Below are 24,460 nucleotides of genomic sequence, written 5' to 3' on the forward strand. Positions count from 1 at the left end.
CCCGCTAGCCATCTGATCGACCCGCGGGGCGGGTGCGCTTAACGTCGGAGGGTCCAGGCGTCCTGCCCGAACTTGTCTGAAAAGATCGCCTGGGCCTCTCTCTCAAGCATAGTCTCGGGCGATTGCGGGGGCACTATTTCCAGCGATAGTCGGTCGGCCAGCCGCGGCAGCCACGCGGCGGCCAACCGGCGGGCGTCGACATCCTCCCCCAAGAGATCCCTAAGTCCTGGCAGCTGCGGGGCTTCTGGCGAAGCCTCCAGCAGCACGCTGCCGTGCTGCAGCACAGCTCCGCGGCGTTTCCGTTGGCTGCTGCCAGCGATCTTGTGCCAGCCATCGACCGTCGACGGTAACCCGCTGGCCGCCGACCGCACCAGCAGATCGCCAAGAGACCGCCGCTGGAAGCACAAGAACGGCTCGTCGGCGGGACGAGGGTCGCCTGCGGGACGGCAGAGTTGGACGTCGCAGCCTCGCGGTAAACCGATATCCAACCGCAGCGTGTCCCGCAGCGTCTCGTGGGCCGCAAAGTAGAGCGCGTAGGGGTCGCGGTCGTAGCCGGCGCCTGGGGGCACGGCCAGGCTGTAGGTCAGCTCGCGGTCATGCAGAATCGCGCCGCCGCCGCTGTGACGCCGCACCAGGGCGCTGCCACGGCTCTCCGGGTGGAGTTCACGGTCGGCGTGCGGTTGAAAGTAACCAAGCGACAGCGTCGCCGGCCGCCACTGATAGAACCGCAGGGTCGCGTCCCCGTGGTCGGCGGCCCGATTGAGCAGGGCCTCGTCCACGGCCATGTTCCACCCGCCCTCGGCCGGCGGGTCGTGCCGCAGCTGACAGGCGAGGGGGGACGCGGAGCGGTCGCTAGCCACAGTAGCACATCACCGGTTGGCGAGCGGCCTGCACCTCGTCGGGCCGGCTGATCGCGGTGGTGTGGGGCGCCTCGTGCAGCAGGTCGGGGGCCTCTTCGGTGATCCGGAACAGCGTCTCGGCGAAGTGGTCGAGCGTCTCTTTGCTCTCGGTCTCGGTCGGTTCGACCATGATCGCTTCCTTCACCGTCAGCGGGAAGTAAACGGTCGGCGCGTGGTAGCCGTAGTCCAGCAGCCGCTTGGCCACGTCCATCGAACTGACGCCCTTGTCCGCCTTGAGCTTGGCGCCGGTGGCGACAAACTCGTGCATGCAACGGTCGCCCTGCGGGACGGGCAGGAAGTGCTTCACCTTGCTCAGCAGGTAGTTGGCGTTGAGCACGGCCATGTCGCTCACCCGCCGCAGGCCGTCGGGGCCGTGGGCGCGGATGTAGCAGTAGGCGCGGACCAGCACGCCGGTGTTGCCGAAGAACGACCTCACACGGCCGATCGACTTCGGCACGTCGAAGTTTAGGGCGAAGGCGTCGCCCCGCTTCTCGACGACCGGCGTTGGCAGGTACGGGGCGAGCGCGTCGGTCACGCAGATCGGGCCGGCGCCCGGCCCGCCGCCGCCGTGGGGGCCGCTGAACGTCTTGTGGGGGTTGTAGTGCTGCATGTCGGCGCCGAAGTCGCCCGGGCGGGTGACGCCGAGCACCGCGTTCATGTTGGCGCCGTCCAGGTAGATCAGCCCGCCCCTGCCGTGCACGGCGTCGGCGATCGCCTTCATCGAGGGCTCGAATACACCAACCGTATTGGGGTTGGTGATCATGAACACCGCGATCTGGTCGTCGAGCTTGGCGTGGAAGTCGTCCATGTCGACGGCGCCGGTCGGCAGCGTCTTGACCGTGACGGTCTGGAAGCCCGCCATCACGGCGCTGGCCGGGTTGGTGCCGTGCGCGCTGTCGGGGACGAGCACCTTCGTGCGTTGCATCCCATGGTCCCGGAAGTACGCCGCCGCGACCCACAGGGCGGCCAGCTCGCCGTGCGCGCCCGCCGCCGGCTGCAGGCTGCACGCGGGCAGGCCGGAGATCTCGCACAGGTACTGCTGCACCTCGTAGAGCAGCTGCAGCATCCCCTGCAGCGACTCCTCGGGCTGGTACGGGTGCACGTCCGCCATGCCGGGCAGGGCGGCGGCCCGCTCGTTCCGCTTCGGGTTGTGCTTCATCGTGCACGAGCCGAGCGGGTAGAAGTGGGTGTCGACGCTCATGTTCTGCGTCGAGAGGTTCACGAAGTGGCGCACCACCGCCGGCTCGGACAGCTCCGGCAGCGCCGGCGGCTGGTCGGCCAGCGCCGAGGCGGGCAGCAGGTCCGCCACCTCGCTCTGGGGGACGTCGCAAGCGGGCAGCAGGGTGGCGCGCCGCCCTGGCTTGGAGAGCTCAAACAACAGCTGGGTGTCGCGGGTGTTCTTCATGGCTTTGGCTTCATGCCAGGGCGGGGAGGGCGGCGTCGCCGGGGGCGGGGTGATAGCACTGGATTATAGCGGCGCCGACGGCGCGTCGACAGCGGCCCCAGGCCCGAGAGTTTGCCCGACCGGAGTGACCCGCTGAGAGACGGCGGCCGACCGGCGGCGCCGGCTGGATCGGTTCCAGAGGATGACCGGACCGGCCGATCTGTGTGCTGTGGCGGCGCCGGCTGGGCGACCGCTGCGGGTAGCGCCGCCAAGCAGCCTTGGTGGCCCTCGCCAATCCTGGTACGGTTCCGAGCTGCTGGGAGCCCCGCCGCCACCCCACGATCGCCCTGGAGAAGGAGTTCCCCGTGCGACCCGCCAAGAACACTGGCTTCCGCCCCGCGCTGGCGTTGGTGGGCCCGCTCGCCCTGCTGCTGGGATGCTGCAGCGGCTGCGGCAGCAATTTCCGCATGCCCAACCTCTTCCATCCGGGACCAACCGGACCACAGCGGTACGACGCCATCTACCACGACCCCTACCCGCTGCCCGACCTGGGCCCCGAGGTCGTTGGCGGGCGGCCCCGCGTGTACCAGCAACCGGTGCCCGAGGTGACACGCGGCCGACTGTTCCGTCCGCCGCAGGCGTCGGCAGGCGTGGCCTACTAGCCGCCCTCCGATGCGGGGCTTGCCATCCCAGCCGGGCGGCGCGACAATACGCGTTCGCCGCTGAGGCAGCCCGCGTCGCATCGCGACGCCAATCGCGAACCCGAGTGTCGGACCAACCGTCCGCTCTGCTGGTTGCGACGCCCGCCTCGCCGCTCGTCCCCGTAGCTCAACTGGATAGAGTGTCGGCCTCCGAAGCCGAAGGTTACAGGTTCGAATCCTGTCGGGGATATCACTCACCCAAGAGTATTCGCATAGGCCGCCCGCGCTTTTGAGAGCGAGGGCGGCCTTTGACGTTCTTGACCCGCGCGGCTGCGGCATCCGTCCGCGGAATCTAAGCTTGGGCGAATCGAGTTTCGTCGCCCACCACCGTTCACGGGACGGCCATCCAGCTGATCGCTCGGGGCCCACCGCAGGGCATCCGACGACCGCCCCAAGCGGTCTATCCGCCACGATTGCAATCTTGCATGGATGGGGATTCCGGCTCGCGTCCCCGGACTCTGCGGGTGCCGGAAGCGGGCCGCTCCTCGGGCAGCAATTATCCCGCATAGGCGTTCTGTGTTTTGCCACAAAGCCGCCGGCAAATGATTGCGGTTGGTGGCATATGCCCTACACTTTGAGTAGTCCGCGCAGCCTGTATCGATTTCAACGTTGGCGCCATGCTCATCGCTCGCCACAGGTTCTGCGGCGCCGGAACAACTGCTCAGAAGAAGAGGTCCCTATGCGTAAGCTCCGTCAGCTGCTTGCCGTGGTCGCTATCCTGGCCGCCGCCGTCCCGGCCATCGCGCAGGACAAGCCGAACATCCTGGTCATCTGGGGTGATGACATTGGTATCCCCCAAATCAGCGCCTACACGCGCGGCTTGATGGGCTACAAGACGCCCAACATCGATCGCATCGCCAACGAGGGCATGCTGTTCACCGACTCGTACGGCCAGCAGAGTTGCACCGCGGGGAGGGCGAGCTTCATCCTGGGGCAGGAGCCATTCCGCACCGGCCTGCTGACCATCGGCATGCCGGGCGACCCGCACGGCATCACCGGGTGGATGCCCACCATCGCCGACGTGATGAAAACCAAAGGCTACGCGACCGGCCAGTTTGGCAAGAACCACCTGGGCGACCAGGACCAACACCTGCCGACCAACCACGGTTTCGACGAGTTCTTCGGCAACCTCTACCACCTGAACGCCGAGGAAGAGCCCGAGGGCTACTTCTACCCGAAGGACCCGGAGTTCCTGAAGAAGTACGGCCCCCGCGGCGTGATCAAGTCGACCGCTGACGGCAAGATTGAGGACACCGGCCCGCTCAACACCAAGCGTATGGAGACCATCGACGAGGAATTCCTGGCCGCCGCCAAGGACTTCATCCAGCGGCAGAACAAGGCGGACAAGCCGTTCTTCTGCTGGTTCAACTCCACGCGGATGCACGTGTTTACGCACCTCAAGAAGGAGTCGCTGGGCAAGACCGGCAAGGGCATCCACGCCGACGGCATGGTTGAGCACGACGGCCACGTCGGCCAGCTGCTGGACCTGCTGGACGAGCTGAAGATCGCCGACAACACGATCGTTATCTACAGCACCGACAACGGCGCCGAAATCGCCCTCTGGCCGGACGGCGCGATGACGCAGTTCCGCAGCGAGAAGGGCACCACCTGGGAGGGCGGCTTCCGCGTGCCGATGATGGTCCGCTGGCCGGGAGTCATCGAGCCGGGGTCGGTCTCCAACGAGATCATCTCGAACATTGACTGGTTCCCCACCCTCTGCGCCGCAGCCGGCGAGCCTGACGTTAAGGAGAAGCTCGCTAAGGGCGCCAATTACAACTCCAAGGACTTCAAGGTTCACCTGGACGGATTCAACTTCTTGCCGCACCTCAAGGGAGAAGAGGAGAAGGGACCCCGTGAGCAGATCTTCTACTTCGACCAAGGCGGCAACCTAAACGCGATCCGCTGGAACGACTGGAAAGTCAACTTTGCCATCAACGAGGGCAATATCGCCGAGGGCACCCGCAAGGTGACCGCCTGGGCGATGATCACGAACCTGCGGATGGATCCCTACGAGCGGGGCATGGAGGAGGGCGGCAACTACATGGACTGGTACGCCCGCCAGATCTGGCTGCTTGTGCCGATCCAGCAGCAGATCAAGAACTTCTTCGCCGACTTTGGCGACTACCCCTACCAGACTGGCTCATCGCTTAACGCAGCGGGCATTAACTACGGGCTGCTGCAGAAGCAGGACGCGCTCAAGCGGCTCAAGCAGCTTGAGTCGATCAAACCCAGGTAGCGGCGGCCGGACTGCCGTCGGAGAGTACTCTCAGGCCCGTCGCCGCGTCCGGCTCCCGGAAGCGGCGACGGCTTGTTTTCGTTTACCACGCAACAGGTGGAGGCCAACATGAAGAGAACTGTATTGCTAACGCTTGCCGCATTGCTGGCCGGCGTGTCCGGCCTGCAGGCGCAGGACAAGCCCAACATCCTCGTCATCTTCGGTGACGACATCGGCCAGACGAACGTCTCGGCCTACACGATGGGCCTGGTCGGCTACCGCACGCCGAACATCGACCGCATCGCCAACGAGGGGATGATCTTCACCGACTACTACGCCGAGCAGAGCTGCACGGCGGGGCGGTCGACGTTTATCACCGGGCAGTGCACCTACCGCACCGGCCTGGCCAAGGTTGGCCTGCCCGGCGCCAAGGTGGGGCTGCAGGCGGAAGACCCAACCATCGCCGAGCTGCTCAAGCCGCACGGCTACGCGACCGGCCAGTTTGGCAAGAACCACCTGGGCGACCGCGACGAGTTCCTGCCGTCGGCCCACGGCTTCGACGAGTTCCTGGGGAACCTCTACCACCTCAACGCCGAGGAAGAGCCCGAGACCCGCAACTACCCACGCGACCCCGAGTTCCGCAAGAAGTTCGGCCCGCGGGGCGTGATCCACAGCTTCTCCGACGGCAAGATCCAGGACACCGGCCCGCTCACCAAGAAGCGGATGGAGACCATCGACGACGAAACCTCCGCGGCCGCGGCTGACTTCATCGAGCGCCAGGTCAAGGCCGACAAGCCGTTCTTCTGCTGGTTCAACTCGACCCGCATGCACTTCCGCACCCATGTGAAGGAAGAGAACCGCGACGAGCCGGGCCTGACCTCGCGCACCGAGTACGCCGACGGCATGATCGAGCATGACAAGCACGTCGGCTTGCTGCTGGACAAGCTGGAGGAGCTCGGCGTGGACGACAACACGATCGTCCTCTACACGACCGACAACGGCCCCCACAAGAACACCTGGCCCGACGCCGGCCTCAGCCCGTTCCGGAACGAGAAGAACTCCAACTGGGAGGGCGCGTTCCGCGTGCCCTGCGTGATCCGCTGGCCGGGCAAGATCAAGCCGGGCAGCATCGGCAACGGCATCGTCAGCGGCCTGGACTGGCTTCCGACCTTCCTGGCGGCCGCCGGCGAGGACGACATCAAGGAGAAGCTGCTCACGGGCCACGAGGCCGGCGGCAAGACCTACAAGGTCCACCTGGACGGCTTCAACCAGCTGCCCTACCTGACCGGCGAGGCCGACAAGTCGGCCCGCGAGTCGTTCTTCTACTTCAACGACGACGGCCAGCTGGTCGGCATGCGGTTTGAGAACTGGAAGATGGTCTTCCTGGAGCAACGCGCCAAGGGAACGCTGATGGTCTGGGCCGAGCCGTTCACCACGCTGCGTCTGCCCAAGATCTTCGATGTGCGGGCCGACCCGTACGAGCAGGCGGACATCACGTCCAACACCTACTACGACTGGCTGCTGGACCACGCGTTCCTGCTGGTTCCGGCCCAGCAGTACGCCGGCAATTTCCTGGCGACCTTCAAGGAGTTCCCGCCGCGGCAGAAGCCCGACGCGTTCAACCTTGAGGACGTCATGAACAGCCTGTCCGAGGGCGTTAACCACTAGCAGCCGCTTGCACTCCCAAGCGGGGCGTCCCAACCCGGGGCGCCCCGCTTTTTTTGTGCCGATCGCAACTGCGAGAGTCGCCACAAAAGGTACGTCCGCGGGACAATTCTGATACGCTACACCGACACGGCTGTCGAGCGCGCCCCGCTTTCACTACACGGACCGGAGCAATACATGGAGACCCGCGAGTCGATCCAGCGGATCGCCGACGCGATGAACGCGGCGGTGCTCGGCCAGCAGGAGGTGGTCGAGCGGATCCTGGTCGCGCTGCTGGCCAACGGCCACGTGCTGATGGAAGGCCTGCCGGGCACGGCCAAGACGCGGAGCGTCAAGACGCTCTCCCACCTGGTGGAGAGCAAGTTCGGCCGCGTGCAGTTCACGCCCGACCTGCTGCCGTCGGACGTCACGGGCTCGGAGATCTACCGCGAGCAGAACGGCACGTTTGAGTTCCAGCCAGGGCCGATCTTCGCGAACCTGATCCTAGCGGACGAGATCAACCGGGCCCCCGCCAAGGTGCAGGCGGCGCTGCTCGAGGCGATGGAAGAGCGGCAGGTCACCGTGGCGGGTCAGACGCACAAGCTGCCCGACCTGTTCCTGGTGCTCGGCACCCAGAACCCAATCGAGCAGGAGGGCACCTACCCGCTGCCCGAGGCCCAGATGGACCGGTTCCTGCTGTACGTCCGCATCGACTACCCGGCGGCCAGCGACGAGCTGGGCATCCTGCAGTTGGTGCGCGGAGAAAAGTCGGGCGAGGCCGGCGACCCGCCGCCGGCGATCCCGCAGGACGTCGTGTTCGACGCCCGCCGTCAGGTCAACGCGGTGCAGGTCGCGCCGGCGGCCGAGCAGTACATGGTGGACCTGGTGATGGGCACGCGCAACCCCGCCGCCCTGTCCGGCGACCTCCCCAAGTGGGTCCGCCTGGGCGCCAGCCCGCGTGGCACGCTGGCGCTCGACGCCGCGTCCCGCGCACACGCTTGGCTGGCGGGGCAGGACTTCGTCTCGCCGGACAACATCCGCGCGGTCGCGCCGGCCTGCCTGGCGCACCGCGTGCACCTGACCTACGAGGCCGAGGCGGCCGGGGTCACGCGGCCGCAGGTGATCGAGGAACTGCTCAAGCAAGTCGTCCCCGCGTGAGTCGCCCATGGCCGCCCGCACAACGGTAACGCTAGAAGAGCTGATGCTGCTGCAGGCGGACGCGCGGGGGTTCTCGCTGCAATCCCGGCAGCCGGCCGGCTCGCTGCTGGCGGGCAGGCACGCGTCGCGGCTGCGGGGGCGGGGCCTCACATTCGAGGAGCTGCGCCAGTACCACCAGGGCGACGACATCCGCACGATGGACTGGAAGGCGACCGCTCGGCTCCGCTCGCCCCAGGTCCGGGTCTACGCCGAGGAACGCGAGCGGCCGGTGCTGCTGGTCGTCGATCAGCGTCAGACCATGTACTTCGGCAGCCGCCGCGCGATGAAGTCGGTGGCCGCGGCCGAGGTGGCCGCCCTGGGCGCCTGGCGGGCGATCAAGGGCGGCGACCGTGTCGGCGGGCTGGTGTTCAACGAGCACGAGATCGTCGAGGTCCGCCCCCACCGCAGCCGCACCCGGGTAATGCAGCTGCTCAGCGCGGTCCAGCGGCTCAACTGCCAATTAGCGGAGCCGCCGGCTAGTGGCGATGTCACCCTAGACGGGGTGCTGCGACGCGCGGCGCAGGTCGCCAAGCACGACCACCTGGTCGTGCTGATCAGCGACTTGGACGGCGCCGGCGATGAGACAAAGAGACTCGCAAGTCAGCTCGCCGCCCACAACGACGTGCTCGTCGCCGCCGTGTACGACCCGCTAGGCGCGTCGCTCACCGGCTCGCCCGGCATGCTCGCCGCCGACCGAGGGCAGAGCTGGGAAGTGGCCGGCGGCGCGTCGTTCGCCCGCGAGTTCTGGGACACGTTCCAGCAGCGGCTGGACGAGTGGCGAGAGGTCTTCCGTGCGCTGCGCGTCCCTTTGCTCCCGATCAGCACCGCCCGCCCCGTCGTGGATCAGGTCCGCGAGATGTTCGGAGGGCGAGGCTCAACCGCATGAAGACCGACCCCACCAGCCTCGACCTGCTGCACGACCTGGCCGAGCCGGCGCCGGTCCCGTGGTGGCCGCTCGCCCCCGGCTGGTACTTTGTGCTGGCCGTCCTGTTTGGCGCTGCGGTCTGGGCAGCCTGGCGTGGGTGGCGTGGCTACCGCGCAAGCGCGTACCGCCGTGAAGCGTTCAAGGAACTACAATCGGCGCGCACACCGGCGGAGGTCTCCGAGCTGCTGCGCCGCGTGGCGCTGTGCGTAGCGCCCAGGACAACCGTGGCAGATCTTCGCGGCGACCGCTGGGCGGATTGGCTTGCCGCTTCGTGCCCCACGGCGATGCCGGCGGAAGTGCGGCGGTCACTGGTAGAAGGAGTCTACCGCCCGGGCGGCGCCGGTCCGGAGACCGCGCCGCTCCGCGAGTACGCGGCCGACTGGATCCGCACGCACCGCCGCCCCGAACCATCCGGCTAACCCCTGTCGCCACATGCTGTCATTTGGCTATCCCTGGCTGCTATTGCTGCTGCCGCTACCGTGGCTGCTGCGGGCGGCTGCGCCGCCGCGGCGAGTGACGCGGGCCGCGGTGCAGACGCCGTTCGGCGATCGGTTGGAGGCCGCGCTGGGGCGCGTCGGCGGGGCCCCAACGCACACCAGCGGCGGCCGGGACCTGCTGGCCAACAGCTTGCTGTGGCTGCTGGTGCTCGCCGCGCTGGCCCGGCCGCAGTGGATCGAGCCGCCGGTGACCAAGGACTTGCCGACCCGTGACCTGCTGCTGCTGGTCGACCTGTCGGGCTCGATGCAGCAGGAGGACTTCACCGACAAGGCGGGGAAGAAGGTGGACCGCCTGACCGCCGTGAAGCAGGTGCTGGGGGATTTCCTGGTGCGGCGACAGGGCGACCGCGTCGGGCTGGTCGTGTTTGGCGACGCGCCCTACCTGCAGGCGCCGTTCTCGACCGACCTGCAGCTGGACCGGAGGCTGCTGGACGAGTGCGAGGTCGGCATGGCGGGCCCTCGGACCGCGCTGGGCGACGCCATCGGCCTGGGCGTCAACCTGTTTGACCAGAGCGAGGCGCCCGCCAAGACGATCATCGCCCTGACTGATGGCAACGACACCAAGAGCCGCGTGCCTCCGGTCGAGGCGGCGCGGGTCGCGTCGCAGCGTGACATCACGGTCTACACGGTCGCGATCGGCGACCCGACAACCGCCGGCGAGGACAAGCTCGACGTGCAGACGCTCAAGGACGTCGCCGCCGCGGCCGACGGCGAGTACTTCTTCGCCGCCGACCGCGACGGGCTGGAGGGGATCTACGACCAGCTCGACAAGATCGAGACCCGCAAGGTCGAAACCGTCAGCCACCGGCCGCGGAGCGAGCTCTACTACTGGCCGCTGGCCGCGGCGCTGCTGCTCTCGTTAGCGTTCCGGGCGTTAGCCGCGGTACGTCAGCGGGCCGCCGAGCCACACCCCGACCCGCGCGGCGTGGTGTACGTGAACGCCCTGACCGGAAGACTGGAGCTCGCCGAGTGAACGAGCTGCTCAGCAACCTGGATTTCATCCGCCCCGGCTGGCTGGTCATGGCGCCGGTCGCGGTGGTGGTGTGGCTGCTGTGGCGGCGCCACTCCGATCCGCTGAGCGGATGGCGCCGGCAGATGGCGCCGGAGCTCCTCGACGCGCTGGCGGCGGGCGACCGCGCCACAAACCGGCAACGCGCCGTGCTCGCCGGCTGGCTGCTGGCGGTGGCGGCGATCGCTGGGCCCACTTGGCGCCCAGAGCCGGACCCGTTCGCCGCGGACGCGCAGCCGCTTATCATCCTGCTCAAGGCGGACCAGAGCATGGACCAGACGCCCCCCACGCCGTCCCGGATAGAGCGGGCCCACCTGAAGATTGCCGACCTGGCCGCAGCCCGGAAGGGGCAGCCGCTGGGGCTGATCGCGTACGCCGGCTCCGCCCACCTGGTGCTGCCGCCGACCCGCGACACGAAGGTCGTGGCCGACATGGCCGCCCAGATCACGCCGGCCATCATGCCCGAACCGGGCGACCGCCTGGACCTGGCGATCCGGCAGGCGGTCGAGCTGCTGCAACAGGACAACGGGCAGGGCACGCTGCTGGTGGTGGCCGACTCGGTCGAGATCACCCGCCAACAAGCCTCAACATCCGACGAGCGGCTGCCGCCGATCAAGTTTCTCGCGCTGACCGACGAGGGCTCGCCGGAGAACATCGCCCTCCGCCAGGCGGCCCGCGAGGTTGGCGGCTCGGTGCAGCAGCTGGCGGTCGACGACGCCGATGTCGACGCGATCGTCGGCTTCGCCGAGCGCCGGTCCGTGTCGGCGGTCGAGGGCGAGGGCGGCCGCTGGCAGGAAGCCGGCTACTGGCTGACGCCGGTCATCGCGTTGCTGCTGGTGCTGTCCTTCCGCCGCCAGGTGAACGTCGCCCCGCAGGAGTTGACATGAAACACGGCGTCTTTTTCCTAGCGATGACCTGGACCGGCTTGTGGCTCACGCCCGACCAGGCAGGGCAACGGCTGTTCGACAAGCAGCAGTACGCCGACGCCGCCGAGGCGTTCCAGGACCCGCTGCGTCAGGGCGTGGCGTGGTACCGGGCCGGCGAGTTCGAGAAGGCGACCCAGGCGTTCGCCCGGCTCTCGTCGCCGGAGGCCCGCTACAACCTGGGCAACGCGTGGGTGATGCTCGGCAAGTACGACAAAGCGGTCGCCAGCTACGACCAGGCGCTCGAGCAGCGGCCCGACTGGACCGACGCGCAGGAGAACCGCGCGTTGGCGGTCGCTCGGGGCAAGATAATGGAGCAGAAGGGGGGCGACCTGGGCGACCAGCAGGAGGGCGCGGACGAGGTGGTGTTCGACAAGAAAAAGCCTCAGGAGGGGCAGGACACGCAGGTCGCCGGCGATCAGGCGGCGTCCGACTCGATGGTGCAGGCGATGTGGCTGCGGAATGTGCAGACCAAGCCGGCGGACTTCCTCCGCGCGAAGTTCGCCTACCAACTCGCCAACGAAGACGCGGAGGCCGAAGAGTGACCCCTGCGCCCGCCGCCCGCCGCTCCGCCTGGCCCGCGATCGCGCTGCTTGCGGCCCTCGCCGCGCAGCCCGCGGCGGCCGAGGTAGAGCTGGTCTCGATCGAGGCGCCTAACACACAGGTGTGGGTTGGGCAGAAGGCGCCGTTCTACGTCAAGCTGCGGTCGCTCGGGCCGTTCACCGGTGCGGCCTCGTTCTCGCTGCCGCAGGTGCCGCGGGCGGTGATCGTTGGCGTTGGTAACCCGACCGTGTCGACCGAGGATGGCGGCGATGACACCTGGTACGTCCAGACCCACGAATTCGCCCTCTTCTCGCAGGCCTCCGGCAAGGTCGTGCTGCCCGCGTTCGAGGTCCGCTTCGGCGGACGCGACGAGCCGGCTGGGCCGCCGGTCGACCGCGTGGAGAAAACCTCAGAAGTCACGTTCGACGTCAAGAACCCGCCCGGACGCCAGGGTGACGCCTACCTGGTGACCACCAGCGAGATTGACGTCACCGAGCGGTGGGATCCACAGCCGGCCGACGCCAAGCAGGGCGATGTGTTCCGACGCACCATTTCGCAGTCCGCCGAACAGGTGACTGGCATGGCGTTGGCGCCGCCCCCCCGCGGCGCGCCGCCGGGAGTGAAGGTGTACCTCGCCGACCCGCAGGTGTCCGACAAGACCAACCGCGGCGACTTTATCGGCGCCCGCACCGACACAATCACGTACATGCTGACCGAGCCGGGCGAGGTCACCCTGCCCGCGATCAAGTACGTCTGGTGGAACCCCGCCAAGGAGTCCTTCGGCGACACGACGCTGCCGTCGGTCACGATCGACGTTGCAGCCGTGGCGGTCCCGGTTGTCGACCCAAAGCCGAAGGCGCCAGCCCGCGTTCCGGTGTGGCTGCTCATCGCCATCGCGGCCGGCGTTAGCCTCGTCGTGTGGCAGTGGCCACGACTCGTGGCGTTTGCAATCGAGTGCCATCGCCGACTCAACCCGCCTGACCGCGTGGTGGCGCGGAGGCTGCTGCGGGCGTGCCGAAGGAACGACGCCAAGGCCGCCGAGCGGGCGTGGGTCGACTGGCAGAACGCTCAGCCCGGTGACTACCGCCCAGCGCCCAATCTGGCGCAAGCGGCCGCCGGACTGGCGAAATGCCTCTACGGCACTGCCAGCCCAACCACGTGGGACGGCGGTGCGTTGGCAACCGCATTCCGGCGGGAGCATTCGACGCACTCCCCGTCGTGGCGGCCACACCCGCCGAGCCTGGCGCCGCTCAACCCGCGGTAGCGCCGCAGCTACTCGCCGTTCAGGCTGGAAAGGTCGATCGGCTCGACGGTCTCGAAGACGTCCACTCGCTGGATGGCGCCATCCTCGGCGTGACGCAGGGGCGACAAGCAGGTCTCGCGGTTGTAGCCGTCCCCGCCCGGAATCCGGAACCGGTGGTAGGCGATCACCCACTGGTCGCGGCCGGGGACCTTGCCGATGGAGTGGTGCCCGGCGCCCCGCACCTTGCCGCTCTGCTTGAGGATCGGGTTGTCGGCCGCCTTCTTAAACTTGCCCAGCGGCGAATCGGCCACCCCGTAGGCGACGCTGTACCGCGGGTCTCGAGTGTCGTATTCCGACCAGCTCAGGTAGTACCGCCCGTCGCGCTTGTGGACGAACGGCCCCTCGTTGTAGCCGGGCGGCGTGATGTCGCGGACCTGGGCGGGGTCGAACGAGATCATGTCGTCGGCCAGCGGCACGGCCTTGCAACGGCCCTGCCCCCAGTAGAGGTACGCCTGGTTGTCGTCGTCGACGAACACCATTGGGTCGATCGCCTGCATGCCGCGGTAGTCGCGTGCAGAGACCAGCGGCTTGCCCAGCGGGTCGCGGAACGGCCCCTCCGGGCGGTCTGCCACGGCCACGCCGATGTTCTTGTTGGCGCTGTAGTAGTAATAGTACTTGCCGTTCTTGGTGGCGATGGCCGGCGCCCAGGCGTGTATGTCGGCCCACTTGAGGTCGCGTGGCAGGTCGAGGATCACCCCCTCGTTCCGCCAGTTAACCATGTCGGCGGAGGACCACGCCTGGAACGAGGTCGACCGCCACCCCTCAGTGCCGTCGGTCGTGGGGTACAGGTAGCAGCGGTCGCCGAAGAACGCCACGTGCGGGTCGGCGTTGACGCCGGGCAGCACAGCGGCGGGCGGGCGGTCCTCGCGGCGCAGCAGCCGCACGTCGACAAAGTCCGGCGTGGCCGCCCCTTGGTCCGGGGTGAAGCGGAGGGTCGCCGGCTTGGCGACCTCGTCGCCGGTCAGTCGGTACTCAACCACCCGCAGGTCGCCCTCGCGGCGCTGGCGAGCGCGCGAGCTCGGCAGGGGCTGGCCGTTCCAGGTCAGCCGAAAGCCGCGATCGTCGGACGCCCGGTAGGTGACCTGCAGGGTCAGGCTCTTCTCGCCACGCGGGTTGAGATCGTAGCTGAACCAGCCGCTCGCGTTGCGGAAGCTCTGACCGCCGTCGCCGCCGATCTGGGTGTCCTCGCCGCGGAAGTTGTGCTCCGCCTCGGGCTGCTGCTGACCCGGCGTGACGCGGTCGACGGTCGCGCGGTCGAGGGCCAGCTTCGCCTCTTCGGCGGCCGCCATCTGTTCGTCAGCGCCGTCTTCCGCTGGCGCGGACTTCCAGTACACCACGTACCGCGCGTCGTGCAGGCGGAAAAGCGGGATCAGCTCCAGGTCTCGGTACTCGTCCGGCCGCACGATATCCGCGACACGGAACCGCAGCCGATCGGTGTCCACCCGCTCGACCTTCTCGGCGATCTGGTCGGGCCGCGCGGCGAGCACGGGCGCCCCGTTAAGCGAACGCAGCGGTCCGGCCGCCACGTGCTCCATCCGGCCGTCGCCCGCAACCAGCCCGTCGAGGTCGTCCTCGCTGGTCTTGGCCGCCAGCACGATCGGGCCGTACATCACCGCCGTATACTCGCTGAGGTTCGGCAACGTCTCGACCGATGCCTGCATCGGCAGGTCAACCTCCACCCGGTCGCCGCTATGCCAGGTGCGGTCGATAGCCACGTAGCCCGCGGCGTTGGTGTCCGCGTTCCAAGGCTCGCCGTTCACCCGCACCGCGAATCCCTCGCCGGCCGCCCAGGCGGGGCGGCGGACGTTGATCACCAGTCGTTTGGGCTCGTCGACAGTCACCTCGAGCGATGTCCGGGGCTCGTCCGGGAACCGCGTGGTCTGCAGCACCTGGGCGCCCTGGTCCGCCCAGTCGACGCGCGAGTGGGCGAACAGGTTCACGAACAGCTCGTCGCCGCGGTGCGCGTAGAGCGCGCTGCCGTGCCGCGAGTGGTTCTCCATGCCGGTGCCGACGCAGCACCAGAACGCCACGCCCGGCTGCGAGTAGACCCGGTAGTGCCGCGGGCGGCACGGCGTGAAGTACACATAGCCGCCGTGCTCCGGGTGCTGGGTGGAGAGGATGTGGTTGAACAACGCCCGCTCGTAGAAGTCCATGAACCGCGACTCGCCGCGCTCGGCGAACAGCCGCTCGGTCAGCCGGAGCATGTTGTACGTGTTGCAGGTCTCGGGCCCCTCGCGGTGCTCGATGAACCGCTGGTACTGGTCGTCGGACGGGAAGTGCTCCGAAACGCTATTCCCACCGAAGGCGACCGAACGCTGCTCCGCCACCCGCCGCCAGAAGAACAGCGCCGCGTCCCGCAGGCGGGCGTCGTCCTGCAGTTCGCCGACGCGGTGGAACCCGATAACCTTCGGCACCTGCGTGTTGGCGTGCATCCCGCTCAGCCGGTCCTGGCCCGCGGCCAGCGGGTCGAGCAGCGCGCGGTGGCAGAACCGCCGGGCCAGCTTCAGGAAGCGGTCCTCGCCCGAGATCGCCGCGGCGTCTGCCAGCACCTCGTTCATGCCGCCGTGCTCGGTCGCCAGGACCGCCTGCAGCTGCTCGTCCGACAGCGGCGAGAACAGATCGTCACACCAGCCGCAGAGCCCGATGAACACCTCCCGGGCCTGTTCATTGCCGGCAACCAGGTAGGCGTCGCGCAGCCCGGCGAATGTCTTGTGCAGGTTGTAGAGCGGCACCCACCGGTCGCCGAGCGAGAAGCTGGACGCCTGCAGCTGGCCGCCGGCGATCGCCTCCCACAGCTCACGCCCGCGAGGCACGCCTCCGACGTAGCCGTCGCCGCCCGCCTGCTGGCAGCGGGCCAGCTCGCCCACCATGTAGCCGAGTCGCTCGCGGCACTGCGGATCGTCCAGCGCAGCGGCCGTGGCGGCTAGGGCGCTCAGGTAGTGCCCGGCCGTGTGCCCGCCCAGGCCCATGCTCTCCCAGTTGGGGTACCGGGGCGCCTTCGGCTCCAGGCCCGCTTCTTCTAGAAACGGCGCGAGAAGCCGGTCGGGCTCGTACTGAAGCAGGTGGTCACGGTTCAGCCGCAGCGAGTCCGCCAGCGGGCCGTCGATCAGCTCTACCTGCTTGAGCGGGAAGAACTCGATTGGCTGCTCCGCGTTAGCCGCCATATTGCACGCGGCAGCCAGGGCCACAACCGCCGCAGTGATTCGAAACACAGAAACGGACCGCGCAGCGGCCTGAATGGGGAGGCGCCAGGTTGTCACAAGAGTTCCTTCGAGCACAGGATCAACAGCCGATCGCACGCCGGGTGCAAGCATCGCTGCGATTGACGCGTCTTCCACGCCAGACAAGGCGTGCCCGCGGCAAGCAACGCCGCTGGGAACCGGCTATTGTATTCCAAACCGTGCGAACGCTCCACGAAGGGGCGCGGCCGGCATTCTCGTCAGTCGCCGAGCCCGCGAGGGCCGCCATTAAGGGTTGCACGCCAGGGCAGGGGAGTGAATAATCTCCTAACTGCTTACCAGCCCTGCACTTGCCGGAGTGGCGGAATTGGCAGACGCGATGGATTCAAAATCTGGCGAGTAGGCTTCGACGATCTTCAAAACCCTACGTTTCCCCCGGGAAACGCAGGGTTTCTTCTTTTGGTGCCTCGGCCAACATCGGGCGTTAACGGGGCCGCGTGGCGGTTTTGTGGCGGCGCAGATTGGCGCGTCTATTCGCGCGAGCGGCACTGGATTCCCGCCCTGTTCACCGACGTCCGAAGACGCCGTAAGATGCATCCACCGGGCCGCGGCCGATCACCGCGGCGCCACGCGGCAGCGACTGCCTCTGATGCGCAGAAGCGGCTGTTGTGGCCCCTGCCGGGGAACTACCGGGCGTCGCCGACGGGCGGCCCCACGGCTCGGACGCCGTTGCTGCTACTCCCATCGCAGCGCGGCGCTCGGGTCGGCCCGGGAAACGATGGGAGCGAAGATGGCGGCGTTAGAAGACATCGCAGAGGTAGAGACGGCATTCACGCGTTGCATTTCGATTCTTGAGATGCTCATCGATAGGTGTGATCGCGTCGAGCATTATCTCGCCAAGGGTGTTGAGTTCGAGGACGCCGAACCGCCATTCCGGTATCCGGTGCGCGCCATATGGCCCTCGCGGGAGAAAAAACTCCGCGACTCCTGCAGGCTGTTAGACGCGGACCTCTACGCGAGCCTGCTCCTCGAGCTGCTGCAGAAGCTATCGGACGCCGTCCACAGGGCACAGGTTGCTCTGGACGCCCTCTCCGAGGACATTTGCACGACCCTTTCTAAGGTCGGCCCGGATCCTTGGCGACCAACGGTCCGGCGATCAACCCTCGACAAGCTCATCTTCTGGCCGATTGATCCCCATTGCCGGGTCCGGATACCCGATTGCTGGCGGGAATGGGAGACGCTGACTCGCCAGTCCGACCCGCGGCCCGCCTGGATCGCACTGCGCACACAGCTGGAGTCATTCCGTAGCGATGCTGTCTCGATACGAGGAGAGGTCGACTCGGAGGTCCATAAGGTCGAGGCGCCAGTTTTCGCTGGCTCGGGAGTAGTCAGTGGCGACGAGCCAGCAGACCTCAAATGGGACTCGGACAAGGGTGAGCTCCGGTACAGCGGACAGCTGATCCGGACCGCGAAGAGGCGGAATACCAATATTAGGCGAGTGCTGGATGCCTTCGAAGAACAAGGGTGGCCTACAAGGATCGACGACCCGCTCCCTGGCGGCCAGGACTCATCCCGCGTCAAAGAGACCTGTGATAGTTTGCGAAACGGCCTGTCAGTGATCGACTTCCGCCCTGACGGAGGAGACGGTTTCCGCTGGGAACTGGTCAAAGCGGAGATCGCCTAGCTTCGCATTAGGCTCTTCTCCCCCCGTACTCCTCGACTTCTCCCCTCCTTCTCCCCGCGATCTCCCCTCCGCTCTTCTTGTAGGTTTCCTCGCATGCCGAGTACGTGACACCCACGACGTGTGGGGCGTTGCTCGGCCCTCTCGAGCGAGGCACCTCCATGCTGTTCTACACCGTTGGCGACATTGCCGCGGAGCTCGGCGAACCTGTGCACCGTGTGCAGCACGTGCTCAAGACTCGCCAGATCAAGCCACTCCGCCGCGCCGGCAACCTCCGCGTCTTCAATGAAGAGGCGAAAGAACGCGTCCGGTGCGAACTGCAGTTGATCGATCACCGCCGCGAGGCCGCAGCGGTATGACGATCAACCTCGACCCCGCCGACCTGCGCCCCATCGTGGAGGCCGTTGTCAGCCAGGCCATTCAGGATCTGGCGGCCGTCGGCGGCGACTCGCGTCTCGCCTATCCAGAGGCCGAAGCCGCCTCACTGCTCGGGATTCGCGCTCACCAACTCCGTGACGCTCGCCTACGCGGCGAGATCACGGCCACCAAACTTGGCGGCCGTCTCGGATATGAAAGGTCAGAGCTGCTGGCCTACCTGGCTCGGCAGCGTCAGCAATAACCCCGCCGGCGGCCGAAGCTGCCCGCAACACTCAGGAGATGAATCGATGGCAATCACTAACGCAGCGGTCGAGCAGATGCGATCGCTATTAAACTCGGGTGACCTCAGCGAGCAGCAGGTCGACGAGCTCATGAGGCTCGGGCGGCTGATCGGCCCCAAGCCGGCGCCCAGCGGCTTCCGAGGCGGAGAGCCGTTCTGGACCTCGAGCACAATCACCGAATGGTCGAAGACAGCGAAACGCAGCCGGGCAGACGCGACGGTGATCGCGACTCGGGCGGCGGTCCTCGATAGCGGTCGGTCTCTCATGGCAAAGCTGACCGGCCGCCAGCGGCAACGCGACATGGCGGCCGTTGAGACCCTCGACGAGGTCGCGCTCGATGTCATGTCGGGCAAGGCTACTCCCGAAGACGTGGAAGCCCGCCTCGAGGCAATCGGCGCCACGGTGGCGGATCTGGACGCGGTCGTCACTGCAGTCGAGGCGCGACAGGAACTTATCCGCCAACAGCAGGCCGTCGCCAAGGCCAAGTCCGAAGTGGCCGACCTCGAGCGCGAGATCGCCGGGATCAGCGCTGAGATCAAGCAAGCTACCCAACCACTCCGCGCGAGAATCACTGACCTGCACCCGAAGCTTACAGAAGCGCGCCAACGGTCGACGGGTGACCTTCGCCTCGACAAGAAGCTCCGCGACTCGGCGCCCGAGTGGCTCCGTGCGAAGGCCGCCGAGGTTGCACAGCAGCTGACGCAGGCTCGCGATGAGTCGGAGCGGCTCAACCGAGAGGATACTTCGTTGAAGGCCGCGGTCAGACGGGCCCGCGAAGCCCGGTCGTCTGTCGTTCGCCAAGTTCAACTGCTCGCCGCCGCGGTCGCTGGCGACCACGAGGCGAAGCAGAAACGCGAGCAGTTGAACGAGCAGGATCGAATCCTCAACGAGCAACTCGCTTCGCAGAAGGATCGCGAGACCGCGATCAACAAGCGCAGGAAAGAGCTCAACCGCGAGATCCAGGAGCTGCAGGCCCGCGCGGCTGAGGTCGATCGCGTGATGATCACAGCTCCATGGCCGGTGCCCAGCGACCTCGAGGACTGACCCGCAGTCTCCCCAACAAACCAACCACAGCAGATTACACGACAAATGCCACAACCAATCCACGGCCAGCGCGCCGCAGTAGCAGAGCCCCCGCGGGCGCGAGTCTTCACCAGGGCCGCAACCGCCGACGATGAAGCCCGTACCGTCGAGGCTGTCATCGCCACCGAAGAGCCGGCGGTGATGCTCGACTTCGAGTCGATGCGAGCGATCGAAGAAACCCTGCAGATGGACGGCGCCGAGTACGGCAGCAAGGTTCCACTGCTGCTCGACCACACCCGCGAGGCGGCCTCGGTGATCGGGTCCGTCGAGAACATCCGTCGCGAGGGCAGTCAACTTGTCGCGACCCTCAGGTTTGCCCGCGGCGATGGCGTCGCCGACTCGACCTGGCAGAAAGTCCGCGATGGCCACTGCGACGCGGTCAGCGTCGGTTACCGGATTCTCAGCTACGCCACGATCGCCCCGGGCGACACTCGCACCGTTAACGGGAAGAGTCACCGCGCGAGCGATGACTACGCCCTCCGCGTCGCGGTGAAATGGGAACTATTTGAAGTTTCGGTGGTCGCGATCGGCGCCGACCGCCACGCCAAGATCCGGTCCAACGGGCCGGCATTATCACTCAGGAGTTCGGAAGTCATGCCCCAAGCAGCCCCTGCGGTGCACAGCCGCAACAGTGTAACGGGACGCCCATCGTTGGGCGCTCTCGAGTCCGCGTTAATGATGCGGCTCGGCATCAACGATCCGTCGCGCAGTCGCGTCCACCACGACGGGACCTATTTCACGCGACTGGCTCCGTCCTCGCAGTTCGAACGCGACGCTGAAGAAGCCCGGCACTGGGCACCGATGCCGCTGATCGACATCCTGAGGCAAGCCGCCGCGCACGATGGCGTCGGGCTCGAGGCGCACGGGCGGGTCGAGTTCATGAACGCCCTGTTCACGTCCCTCCAGGGCCGCGCCGGGTTCAGTTCAGCCTCCGGTGACCTGTTGACCAACGTGTTCGGCGCTGCGTTCGTCGACGGGTACGAGAGCGTGTACGACTGCACGAAGGGCTGGACGCTCGAGGGTGAGAATCCAACGCTGCAGCCGACGCCCCGCGTCCGCGCGGAGCAAGGCGCGATGAAGAAGCGAGGGCGAGGCGGGGTGGCTGATCACCTCGACCTGGCGTTTCCCGGCGAAGACACACAGCTCGGCGAGTTCGCCGCGCAGTGGACGATCGACGAAATGGACGTCATCAACAACTCGTTCGGGAACACGGAGCAGCTTGGCCCGCGACTGCTCGGCAAGGCCGCTGCTCGTCTGCGACCGCTCCGAGTAGTCGCCGAGTTGCTCAGCAACCCGATCATGCGGGACGGCGTCGCGCTGTTCCACGCGGATCACGGCAACCTGCAGACGGGGTCGGCTCTTGCCGATGGCACGCTGCAGAGTGCGGCTACCTTGATGGCGAAGCAGACGGAGGGCGGCCAGCCGCTGAACCTTCGGGGCCGCTACGTGCTCGTTCCGCAGGCGCTCGAGCGGACTGCGTCCAAGCTGGCCCGCGATGTCGAGCTCAGCTCGGAGGAGAGCGTCCCGCCTCCAGTTGTTCGCAGCGACGCGCAGCTCGACAACGGCGTCATCGATCCCGACACCGGCGACACGCTCGACGGCTCTGCAACGAGCTGGTACCTGGCGGCCGAAGGCGGCCCTCACACGGTTGAGGTGAGCTTCAAGACCGGAACGGCAGGGCAGCCCCAGATTCGCTCGGGCTTCCTCACCCAGGGCCAGTGGGGGCTGTGGTTCGACGTTCAGCACTGGATCGGGGCCCAAGCCCTCGACTGGCGCGGCCTGGTTCGTTCCGACGCGTAGGAGATTAGTTCCCTCGCACCGCGACACATCGGTTTTGTTCATCGGCCGATGTCCGCGGAAAGCGGGGTGATTGCCTCGCGCTGGATCGCCGGCATGAGCCCGCCGGCGGTCCGGCCGGGGCCTTTCACAAAAAAGCAGCCGGGCCACGCGACGGCGAAATCGCGACCCGGCTGCACTAACTCAGGACAACCCTAATGGTATCGAGCAGTACAGCAAATCGACAACCACCCGTTGGGTGCACACCCGACGTCGAACTCATCGCCATTTCGCAGCCGCATCCAGGCCACACAACGTTGACGATCCAAGACGTCGACACCAGCCACTCCTGGCAGCTCGAGGTGAAGCCCGCCGAGATCCAGACCTTCAATGCCCTGCAGCGTGCGTTGGCAGACCGGCTTGGTCTGTGGATTAGCCATTGGTCACAGGACAGCCGTAGCGGCCGCGGCCGCCGCGAGGGCTGGCAATCAGCGGTGAGGGCGGCGTATGACGCGGGACTAGTCGAGCAGATCCTCGGCCCGCGCGAGGCCGGAGGTGATGCTTCGTGACGTCACTTTCCGCCAACGCGAACGGTTCCGTAAACGGTATCCTCAACGCCACCGGCGACCTGCGCAAGCTGACTCCGGCCCACCTGCAGGAACTTGCCGCCTCCGGCATCTCTGAAGAGACGGCCGAGGCGGCTGGGATCTACAGCGAGCATGAGCGGATCAAGCTCGCCCTAATGATGGGCTGGAAGAGCTGGCCGCAGAAGTACGGCGCCGCTCTCGTGTTTCCCTACCGGGACCTCGAGGGGAACGTCTTGTTCAGCCGCGTGAAGCCAGAACGGCCGCCCCAGCGCAACGGCAAAACCGCCAAGTACCTCCAGCCCCGCGGTGTGAAGTCTCACGCCTACTTCCCACCCGGAGTGGCCGAGAGGTTCGCCGAGAACAAGGTCGACGTCTGGGTTACCGAGGGCGAGAAGAAGGCCCTTTGCGCGAGCCAGAACGGCCTGCCGACGATCGGGTTATCTGGAGTGTGGAACTGGCAGCCTAAAGGCAAGGTGAGCCAGTTGCTGCCAGAGCTCAACGCCATCGAGTGGCGCGGGCGGAAAGTGTTCATCGCGTTCGACAGCGACGCCGTCGAGAAGAGCAACGTCCTGGCGGCCGAGCAGATGCTCGCCTCGGCGATGCAGGCCCGCGGTGCGGTTGTGAAGGTCGCTCGCATCCCGGGCGGCCCTGACGGGGCCAAATGGGGCCTGGATGACATGATCGTCGCGCTGGGGTCGGACGCGATCACGCAGCTCATCAACGACGCCACCGACCCTGAAGAGGTCGACCCGGGTTCGCTGAAGACCGACGCGTCCGATATGGATGCGGCGATCGAGGCGGACGCCATTGTGCGGGAGATGACCGAGGATGGGGTCAGCCGGCTCCGCTTCTGGCACGGCACGTGGTGGCTCTGGAAGGCTGGCTGCTACACCCCGCGCCGGGACGATGAGGTCCGGGCCGAGATTGTGAACCGGCTCAATCACGATTTCATGGGGGTGAAGCCCGCGCACGTCAACGAAGTGCTCGAGCACCTCCGCGCGAAGACGATCCTGTCGTCGGCAACCGAGGCCCCAGCTTGGCTGGTGGGCGCCGACGGGGATCCTGACCCGGGGCAGTGCGTAGCCCTTCGCAACGGCCTGCTGAGCTTGCCGACATTGTTCGGGGGCGGCGAGAGCCTCCGGCCCGCTACGCCTCGGCTGCTGGCTACGGCGGCCTGCGACTACGATTTTCAACTCGACGCCCCCCGCCCAGACGCGTGGCTCGCCTTCCTGCAGTCCGTGTGGGGCGACGATCAGAGCAGCATCGCGGCCCTGCAGGAGCTCATGGGGTACCTGCTCACAGCGGACACCAGCCAGCAGAAGATCTTCCTGCTGATTGGACCCACCCGGTCCGGCAAGGGCGCCATCGCGCGGGTGATTCACCGCCTAGTGGGCAAGGGCAACACCTGTGGCCCCACGCTGGCCGGTATGGCCACCAACTTCGGCTTGGCGTCCTTGATCGGCAAGAGCGTGGCGGTGATCTCAGACGCCCGCCTGAGCGGCCGCACGGATCAATCGGTGGTCCTGGAGCGGTTGCTGAGCATCTCAGGCGAAGACACGCTCAGCATCGACGTCAAGTTCAAGGAGGCCATCCAAGCGAAGCTGCCCACCCGCTTGGTCATCCTGTCGAACGAGCTCCCACGCCTCGCAGACGCGTCCAGCGCAATCACGGGGCGGTTCCTGGTGCTCAGGATGACCAAGTCGTTCCTTGGCAAGGAAGATCGCGGGCTTGACGCCAAGCTGGCCTCAGAGCTCCCCAGCATCTTCCTGTGGGCCTGCGAGGGCTGGAGGCGGCTGAACGAGCGTGGCTACTTCCAGCAGCCGGACTCGGCGTTGGAGCTGCTGAGCGAGATGAGGGACTTAGCGTCGCCCACAGCAGCGTTCGTGAGTGAGCAATGCGAGGTCGGGGCAGGTTTTCAGATTCCGGTTAAGGAGCTGTACGGCGCGTGGTGCACTTGGTGCCGCTCGCAAGGGCGCGACCACACGGAGACGGCGCAGATGTTTGGCCGGAACCTTCAGGCGGCGGTTCCGGGGGTTATTGTCCGGCAGCCACGCATAAACGGTGCGAAGGTAAGGGCTTACGAAGGAATCAAGCTCTGTGGTCAGTACTGATTGGAACGCACTGGAACGCGTCCCTATCCATTGTACGCAGGTGAGACTTTGTGAATTGAGTATGACACGCACACACATCACATATAGGTACAATGCTATGGGTCGCGTTCCATTGCGTTCCAGTCTCCCCACGTGGCTGACCTC

At 67.0% G+C, this 24,460-nt stretch carries 20 protein-coding genes and 1 tRNA gene; 18 read left to right on the forward strand and 3 right to left on the reverse strand.

What is annotated here, in order from left to right; genetic code table 11:
* Positions 1–38: 38 nt before the first annotated feature.
* Entirely contained in the window at positions 39–860 is an 822-nt protein-coding gene (locus KOR34_RS03700; protein WP_146562315.1) for a lipoate--protein ligase family protein, read from the reverse strand.
* Positions 853–2,304, reverse strand: a complete 1,452-nt coding sequence (gcvPB, locus tag KOR34_RS03705; RefSeq protein WP_146562317.1) for an aminomethyl-transferring glycine dehydrogenase subunit GcvPB — start codon at positions 2,302–2,304, stop codon at positions 853–855. The genes KOR34_RS03700 and gcvPB overlap by 8 nt, the downstream gene beginning before the upstream one ends.
* 344 nt (positions 2,305–2,648) lie before the next feature.
* On the opposite strand from gcvPB, the gene KOR34_RS03710 reads away from it, so the two are divergent.
* From KOR34_RS03710 to KOR34_RS03760, 11 genes are all read left to right on the forward strand, one after another.
* Entirely contained in the window at positions 2,649–2,945 is a 297-nt protein-coding gene (locus KOR34_RS03710) for a membrane or secreted protein (RefSeq protein WP_146562318.1), read from the forward strand.
* A 155-nt stretch (positions 2,946–3,100) separates the two neighbouring features.
* Positions 3,101–3,174 (forward strand) — tRNA-Arg (locus KOR34_RS03715).
* A 489-nt stretch (positions 3,175–3,663) separates the two neighbouring features.
* The gene (locus KOR34_RS03720) at positions 3,664–5,220 is read left to right on the forward strand and encodes an arylsulfatase (RefSeq protein WP_146562320.1); all 1,557 of its coding nucleotides are present in this window, start codon (positions 3,664–3,666) and stop codon (positions 5,218–5,220) included.
* A gap of 108 nt (positions 5,221–5,328) precedes the next feature.
* On the forward strand, positions 5,329–6,867 hold the full coding sequence (locus KOR34_RS03725; RefSeq protein ID WP_146562322.1) for an arylsulfatase: 1,539 nt from the start codon (positions 5,329–5,331) through the stop codon (positions 6,865–6,867).
* 174 nt (positions 6,868–7,041) lie between these two features.
* Positions 7,042–8,001, forward strand: a complete 960-nt coding sequence (locus KOR34_RS03730) for an AAA family ATPase (RefSeq protein ID WP_146562324.1) — start codon at positions 7,042–7,044, stop codon at positions 7,999–8,001.
* 7 nt (positions 8,002–8,008) lie between these two features.
* Positions 8,009–8,926 (forward strand): DUF58 domain-containing protein, encoded by a 918-nt coding sequence (locus KOR34_RS03735; protein ID WP_146562326.1) that lies wholly within the window; start codon positions 8,009–8,011, stop codon positions 8,924–8,926.
* A complete protein-coding gene (locus KOR34_RS03740; protein ID WP_146562328.1) occupies positions 8,923–9,384 on the forward strand; it encodes a DUF4381 domain-containing protein in 462 nt (153 codons plus the stop codon). The genes KOR34_RS03735 and KOR34_RS03740 overlap by 4 nt, the downstream gene beginning before the upstream one ends.
* Before the next feature lie 13 nt (positions 9,385–9,397).
* Positions 9,398–10,435, forward strand: coding sequence for a VWA domain-containing protein (locus KOR34_RS03745; RefSeq protein WP_146562329.1), 1,038 nt, complete (start codon positions 9,398–9,400; stop codon positions 10,433–10,435).
* The gene (locus KOR34_RS03750; protein ID WP_228714494.1) at positions 10,432–11,358 is read left to right on the forward strand and encodes a vWA domain-containing protein; all 927 of its coding nucleotides are present in this window, start codon (positions 10,432–10,434) and stop codon (positions 11,356–11,358) included. Before KOR34_RS03745 ends, KOR34_RS03750 begins: the two co-directional genes overlap by 4 nt.
* Positions 11,355–11,939 (forward strand): tetratricopeptide repeat protein, encoded by a 585-nt coding sequence (locus KOR34_RS03755; protein WP_146562331.1) that lies wholly within the window; start codon positions 11,355–11,357, stop codon positions 11,937–11,939. Before KOR34_RS03750 ends, KOR34_RS03755 begins: the two co-directional genes overlap by 4 nt.
* Entirely contained in the window at positions 11,936–13,201 is a 1,266-nt protein-coding gene (locus KOR34_RS03760; protein ID WP_197531114.1) for a BatD family protein, read from the forward strand. The genes KOR34_RS03755 and KOR34_RS03760 overlap by 4 nt, the downstream gene beginning before the upstream one ends.
* A gap of 8 nt (positions 13,202–13,209) precedes the next feature.
* Here the strand turns inward: KOR34_RS03760 and KOR34_RS03765 are convergent, their stop codons facing one another.
* Entirely contained in the window at positions 13,210–16,404 is a 3,195-nt protein-coding gene (locus KOR34_RS03765) for a beta-L-arabinofuranosidase domain-containing protein (RefSeq protein WP_197531115.1), read from the reverse strand.
* 793 nt (positions 16,405–17,197) lie between these two features.
* Here KOR34_RS03765 and KOR34_RS03770 point away from each other — a divergent pair.
* The 7 genes from KOR34_RS03770 (at position 17,198) to KOR34_RS03800 (ending at position 24,316) form a co-directional block, all read left to right on the forward strand.
* Positions 17,198–18,103 carry a hypothetical protein gene (locus KOR34_RS03770; RefSeq protein ID WP_197531116.1) on the forward strand — a complete coding sequence of 302 codons (906 nt, stop codon included), beginning with the start codon at positions 17,198–17,200 and terminating at the stop codon, positions 18,101–18,103.
* A 158-nt stretch (positions 18,104–18,261) separates the two neighbouring features.
* Positions 18,262–18,459, forward strand: coding sequence for a hypothetical protein (locus KOR34_RS03775; protein WP_146562339.1), 198 nt, complete (start codon positions 18,262–18,264; stop codon positions 18,457–18,459).
* Positions 18,456–18,719: a helix-turn-helix domain-containing protein gene (locus KOR34_RS03780; RefSeq protein ID WP_146562341.1), complete on the forward strand. Its 264-nt coding sequence runs from the start codon at positions 18,456–18,458 to the stop codon at positions 18,717–18,719. Before KOR34_RS03775 ends, KOR34_RS03780 begins: the two co-directional genes overlap by 4 nt.
* Before the next feature lie 46 nt (positions 18,720–18,765).
* Positions 18,766–19,803: a hypothetical protein gene (locus KOR34_RS03785; RefSeq protein ID WP_146562343.1), complete on the forward strand. Its 1,038-nt coding sequence runs from the start codon at positions 18,766–18,768 to the stop codon at positions 19,801–19,803.
* Between the two features lie 45 nt (positions 19,804–19,848).
* A complete protein-coding gene (locus KOR34_RS03790) occupies positions 19,849–21,642 on the forward strand; it encodes an HK97 family phage prohead protease (protein WP_146562345.1) in 1,794 nt (597 codons plus the stop codon).
* 293 nt (positions 21,643–21,935) lie between these two features.
* Entirely contained in the window at positions 21,936–22,187 is a 252-nt protein-coding gene (locus tag KOR34_RS03795; RefSeq protein ID WP_146562347.1) for a hypothetical protein, read from the forward strand.
* Positions 22,184–24,316: a phage/plasmid primase, P4 family gene (locus tag KOR34_RS03800; RefSeq protein WP_146562349.1), complete on the forward strand. Its 2,133-nt coding sequence runs from the start codon at positions 22,184–22,186 to the stop codon at positions 24,314–24,316. Before KOR34_RS03795 ends, KOR34_RS03800 begins: the two co-directional genes overlap by 4 nt.
* Positions 24,317–24,460 lie beyond the last annotated feature (144 nt).

It is taken from the genome of Posidoniimonas corsicana (assembly GCF_007859765.1).
GTDB lineage: Bacteria > Planctomycetota > Planctomycetia > Pirellulales > Lacipirellulaceae > Posidoniimonas > Posidoniimonas corsicana.

Excerpts from the sequence above, each read along its gene's own strand:
- KOR34_RS03730 (WP_146562324.1), top strand. The coding sequence starts at position 7,042 with ATGGAGACCCGCGAGTCGATCCAGCGGATCGCCGACGCGATGAACGCG.
- KOR34_RS03775 (WP_146562339.1), top strand. The coding sequence starts at position 18,262 with ATGCTGTTCTACACCGTTGGCGACATTGCCGCGGAGCTCGGCGAACCT.
- KOR34_RS03790 (WP_146562345.1), top strand. The coding sequence starts at position 19,849 with ATGCCACAACCAATCCACGGCCAGCGCGCCGCAGTAGCAGAGCCCCCG.
- gcvPB (WP_146562317.1), bottom strand. The coding sequence starts at position 2,304 with ATGAAGAACACCCGCGACACCCAGCTGTTGTTTGAGCTCTCCAAGCCA.
- KOR34_RS03735 (WP_146562326.1), top strand. The coding sequence starts at position 8,009 with ATGGCCGCCCGCACAACGGTAACGCTAGAAGAGCTGATGCTGCTGCAG.
- KOR34_RS03740 (WP_146562328.1), top strand. The coding sequence starts at position 8,923 with ATGAAGACCGACCCCACCAGCCTCGACCTGCTGCACGACCTGGCCGAG.
- KOR34_RS03725 (WP_146562322.1), top strand. The coding sequence starts at position 5,329 with ATGAAGAGAACTGTATTGCTAACGCTTGCCGCATTGCTGGCCGGCGTG.
- KOR34_RS03765 (WP_197531115.1), bottom strand. The coding sequence starts at position 16,404 with ATGGCGGCTAACGCGGAGCAGCCAATCGAGTTCTTCCCGCTCAAGCAG.
- KOR34_RS03780 (WP_146562341.1), top strand. The coding sequence starts at position 18,456 with ATGACGATCAACCTCGACCCCGCCGACCTGCGCCCCATCGTGGAGGCC.
- KOR34_RS03755 (WP_146562331.1), top strand. The coding sequence starts at position 11,355 with ATGAAACACGGCGTCTTTTTCCTAGCGATGACCTGGACCGGCTTGTGG.
- KOR34_RS03745 (WP_146562329.1), top strand. The coding sequence starts at position 9,398 with ATGCTGTCATTTGGCTATCCCTGGCTGCTATTGCTGCTGCCGCTACCG.
- KOR34_RS03785 (WP_146562343.1), top strand. The coding sequence starts at position 18,766 with ATGGCAATCACTAACGCAGCGGTCGAGCAGATGCGATCGCTATTAAAC.
- KOR34_RS03720 (WP_146562320.1), top strand. The coding sequence starts at position 3,664 with ATGCGTAAGCTCCGTCAGCTGCTTGCCGTGGTCGCTATCCTGGCCGCC.
- KOR34_RS03770 (WP_197531116.1), top strand. The coding sequence starts at position 17,198 with ATGGGAGCGAAGATGGCGGCGTTAGAAGACATCGCAGAGGTAGAGACG.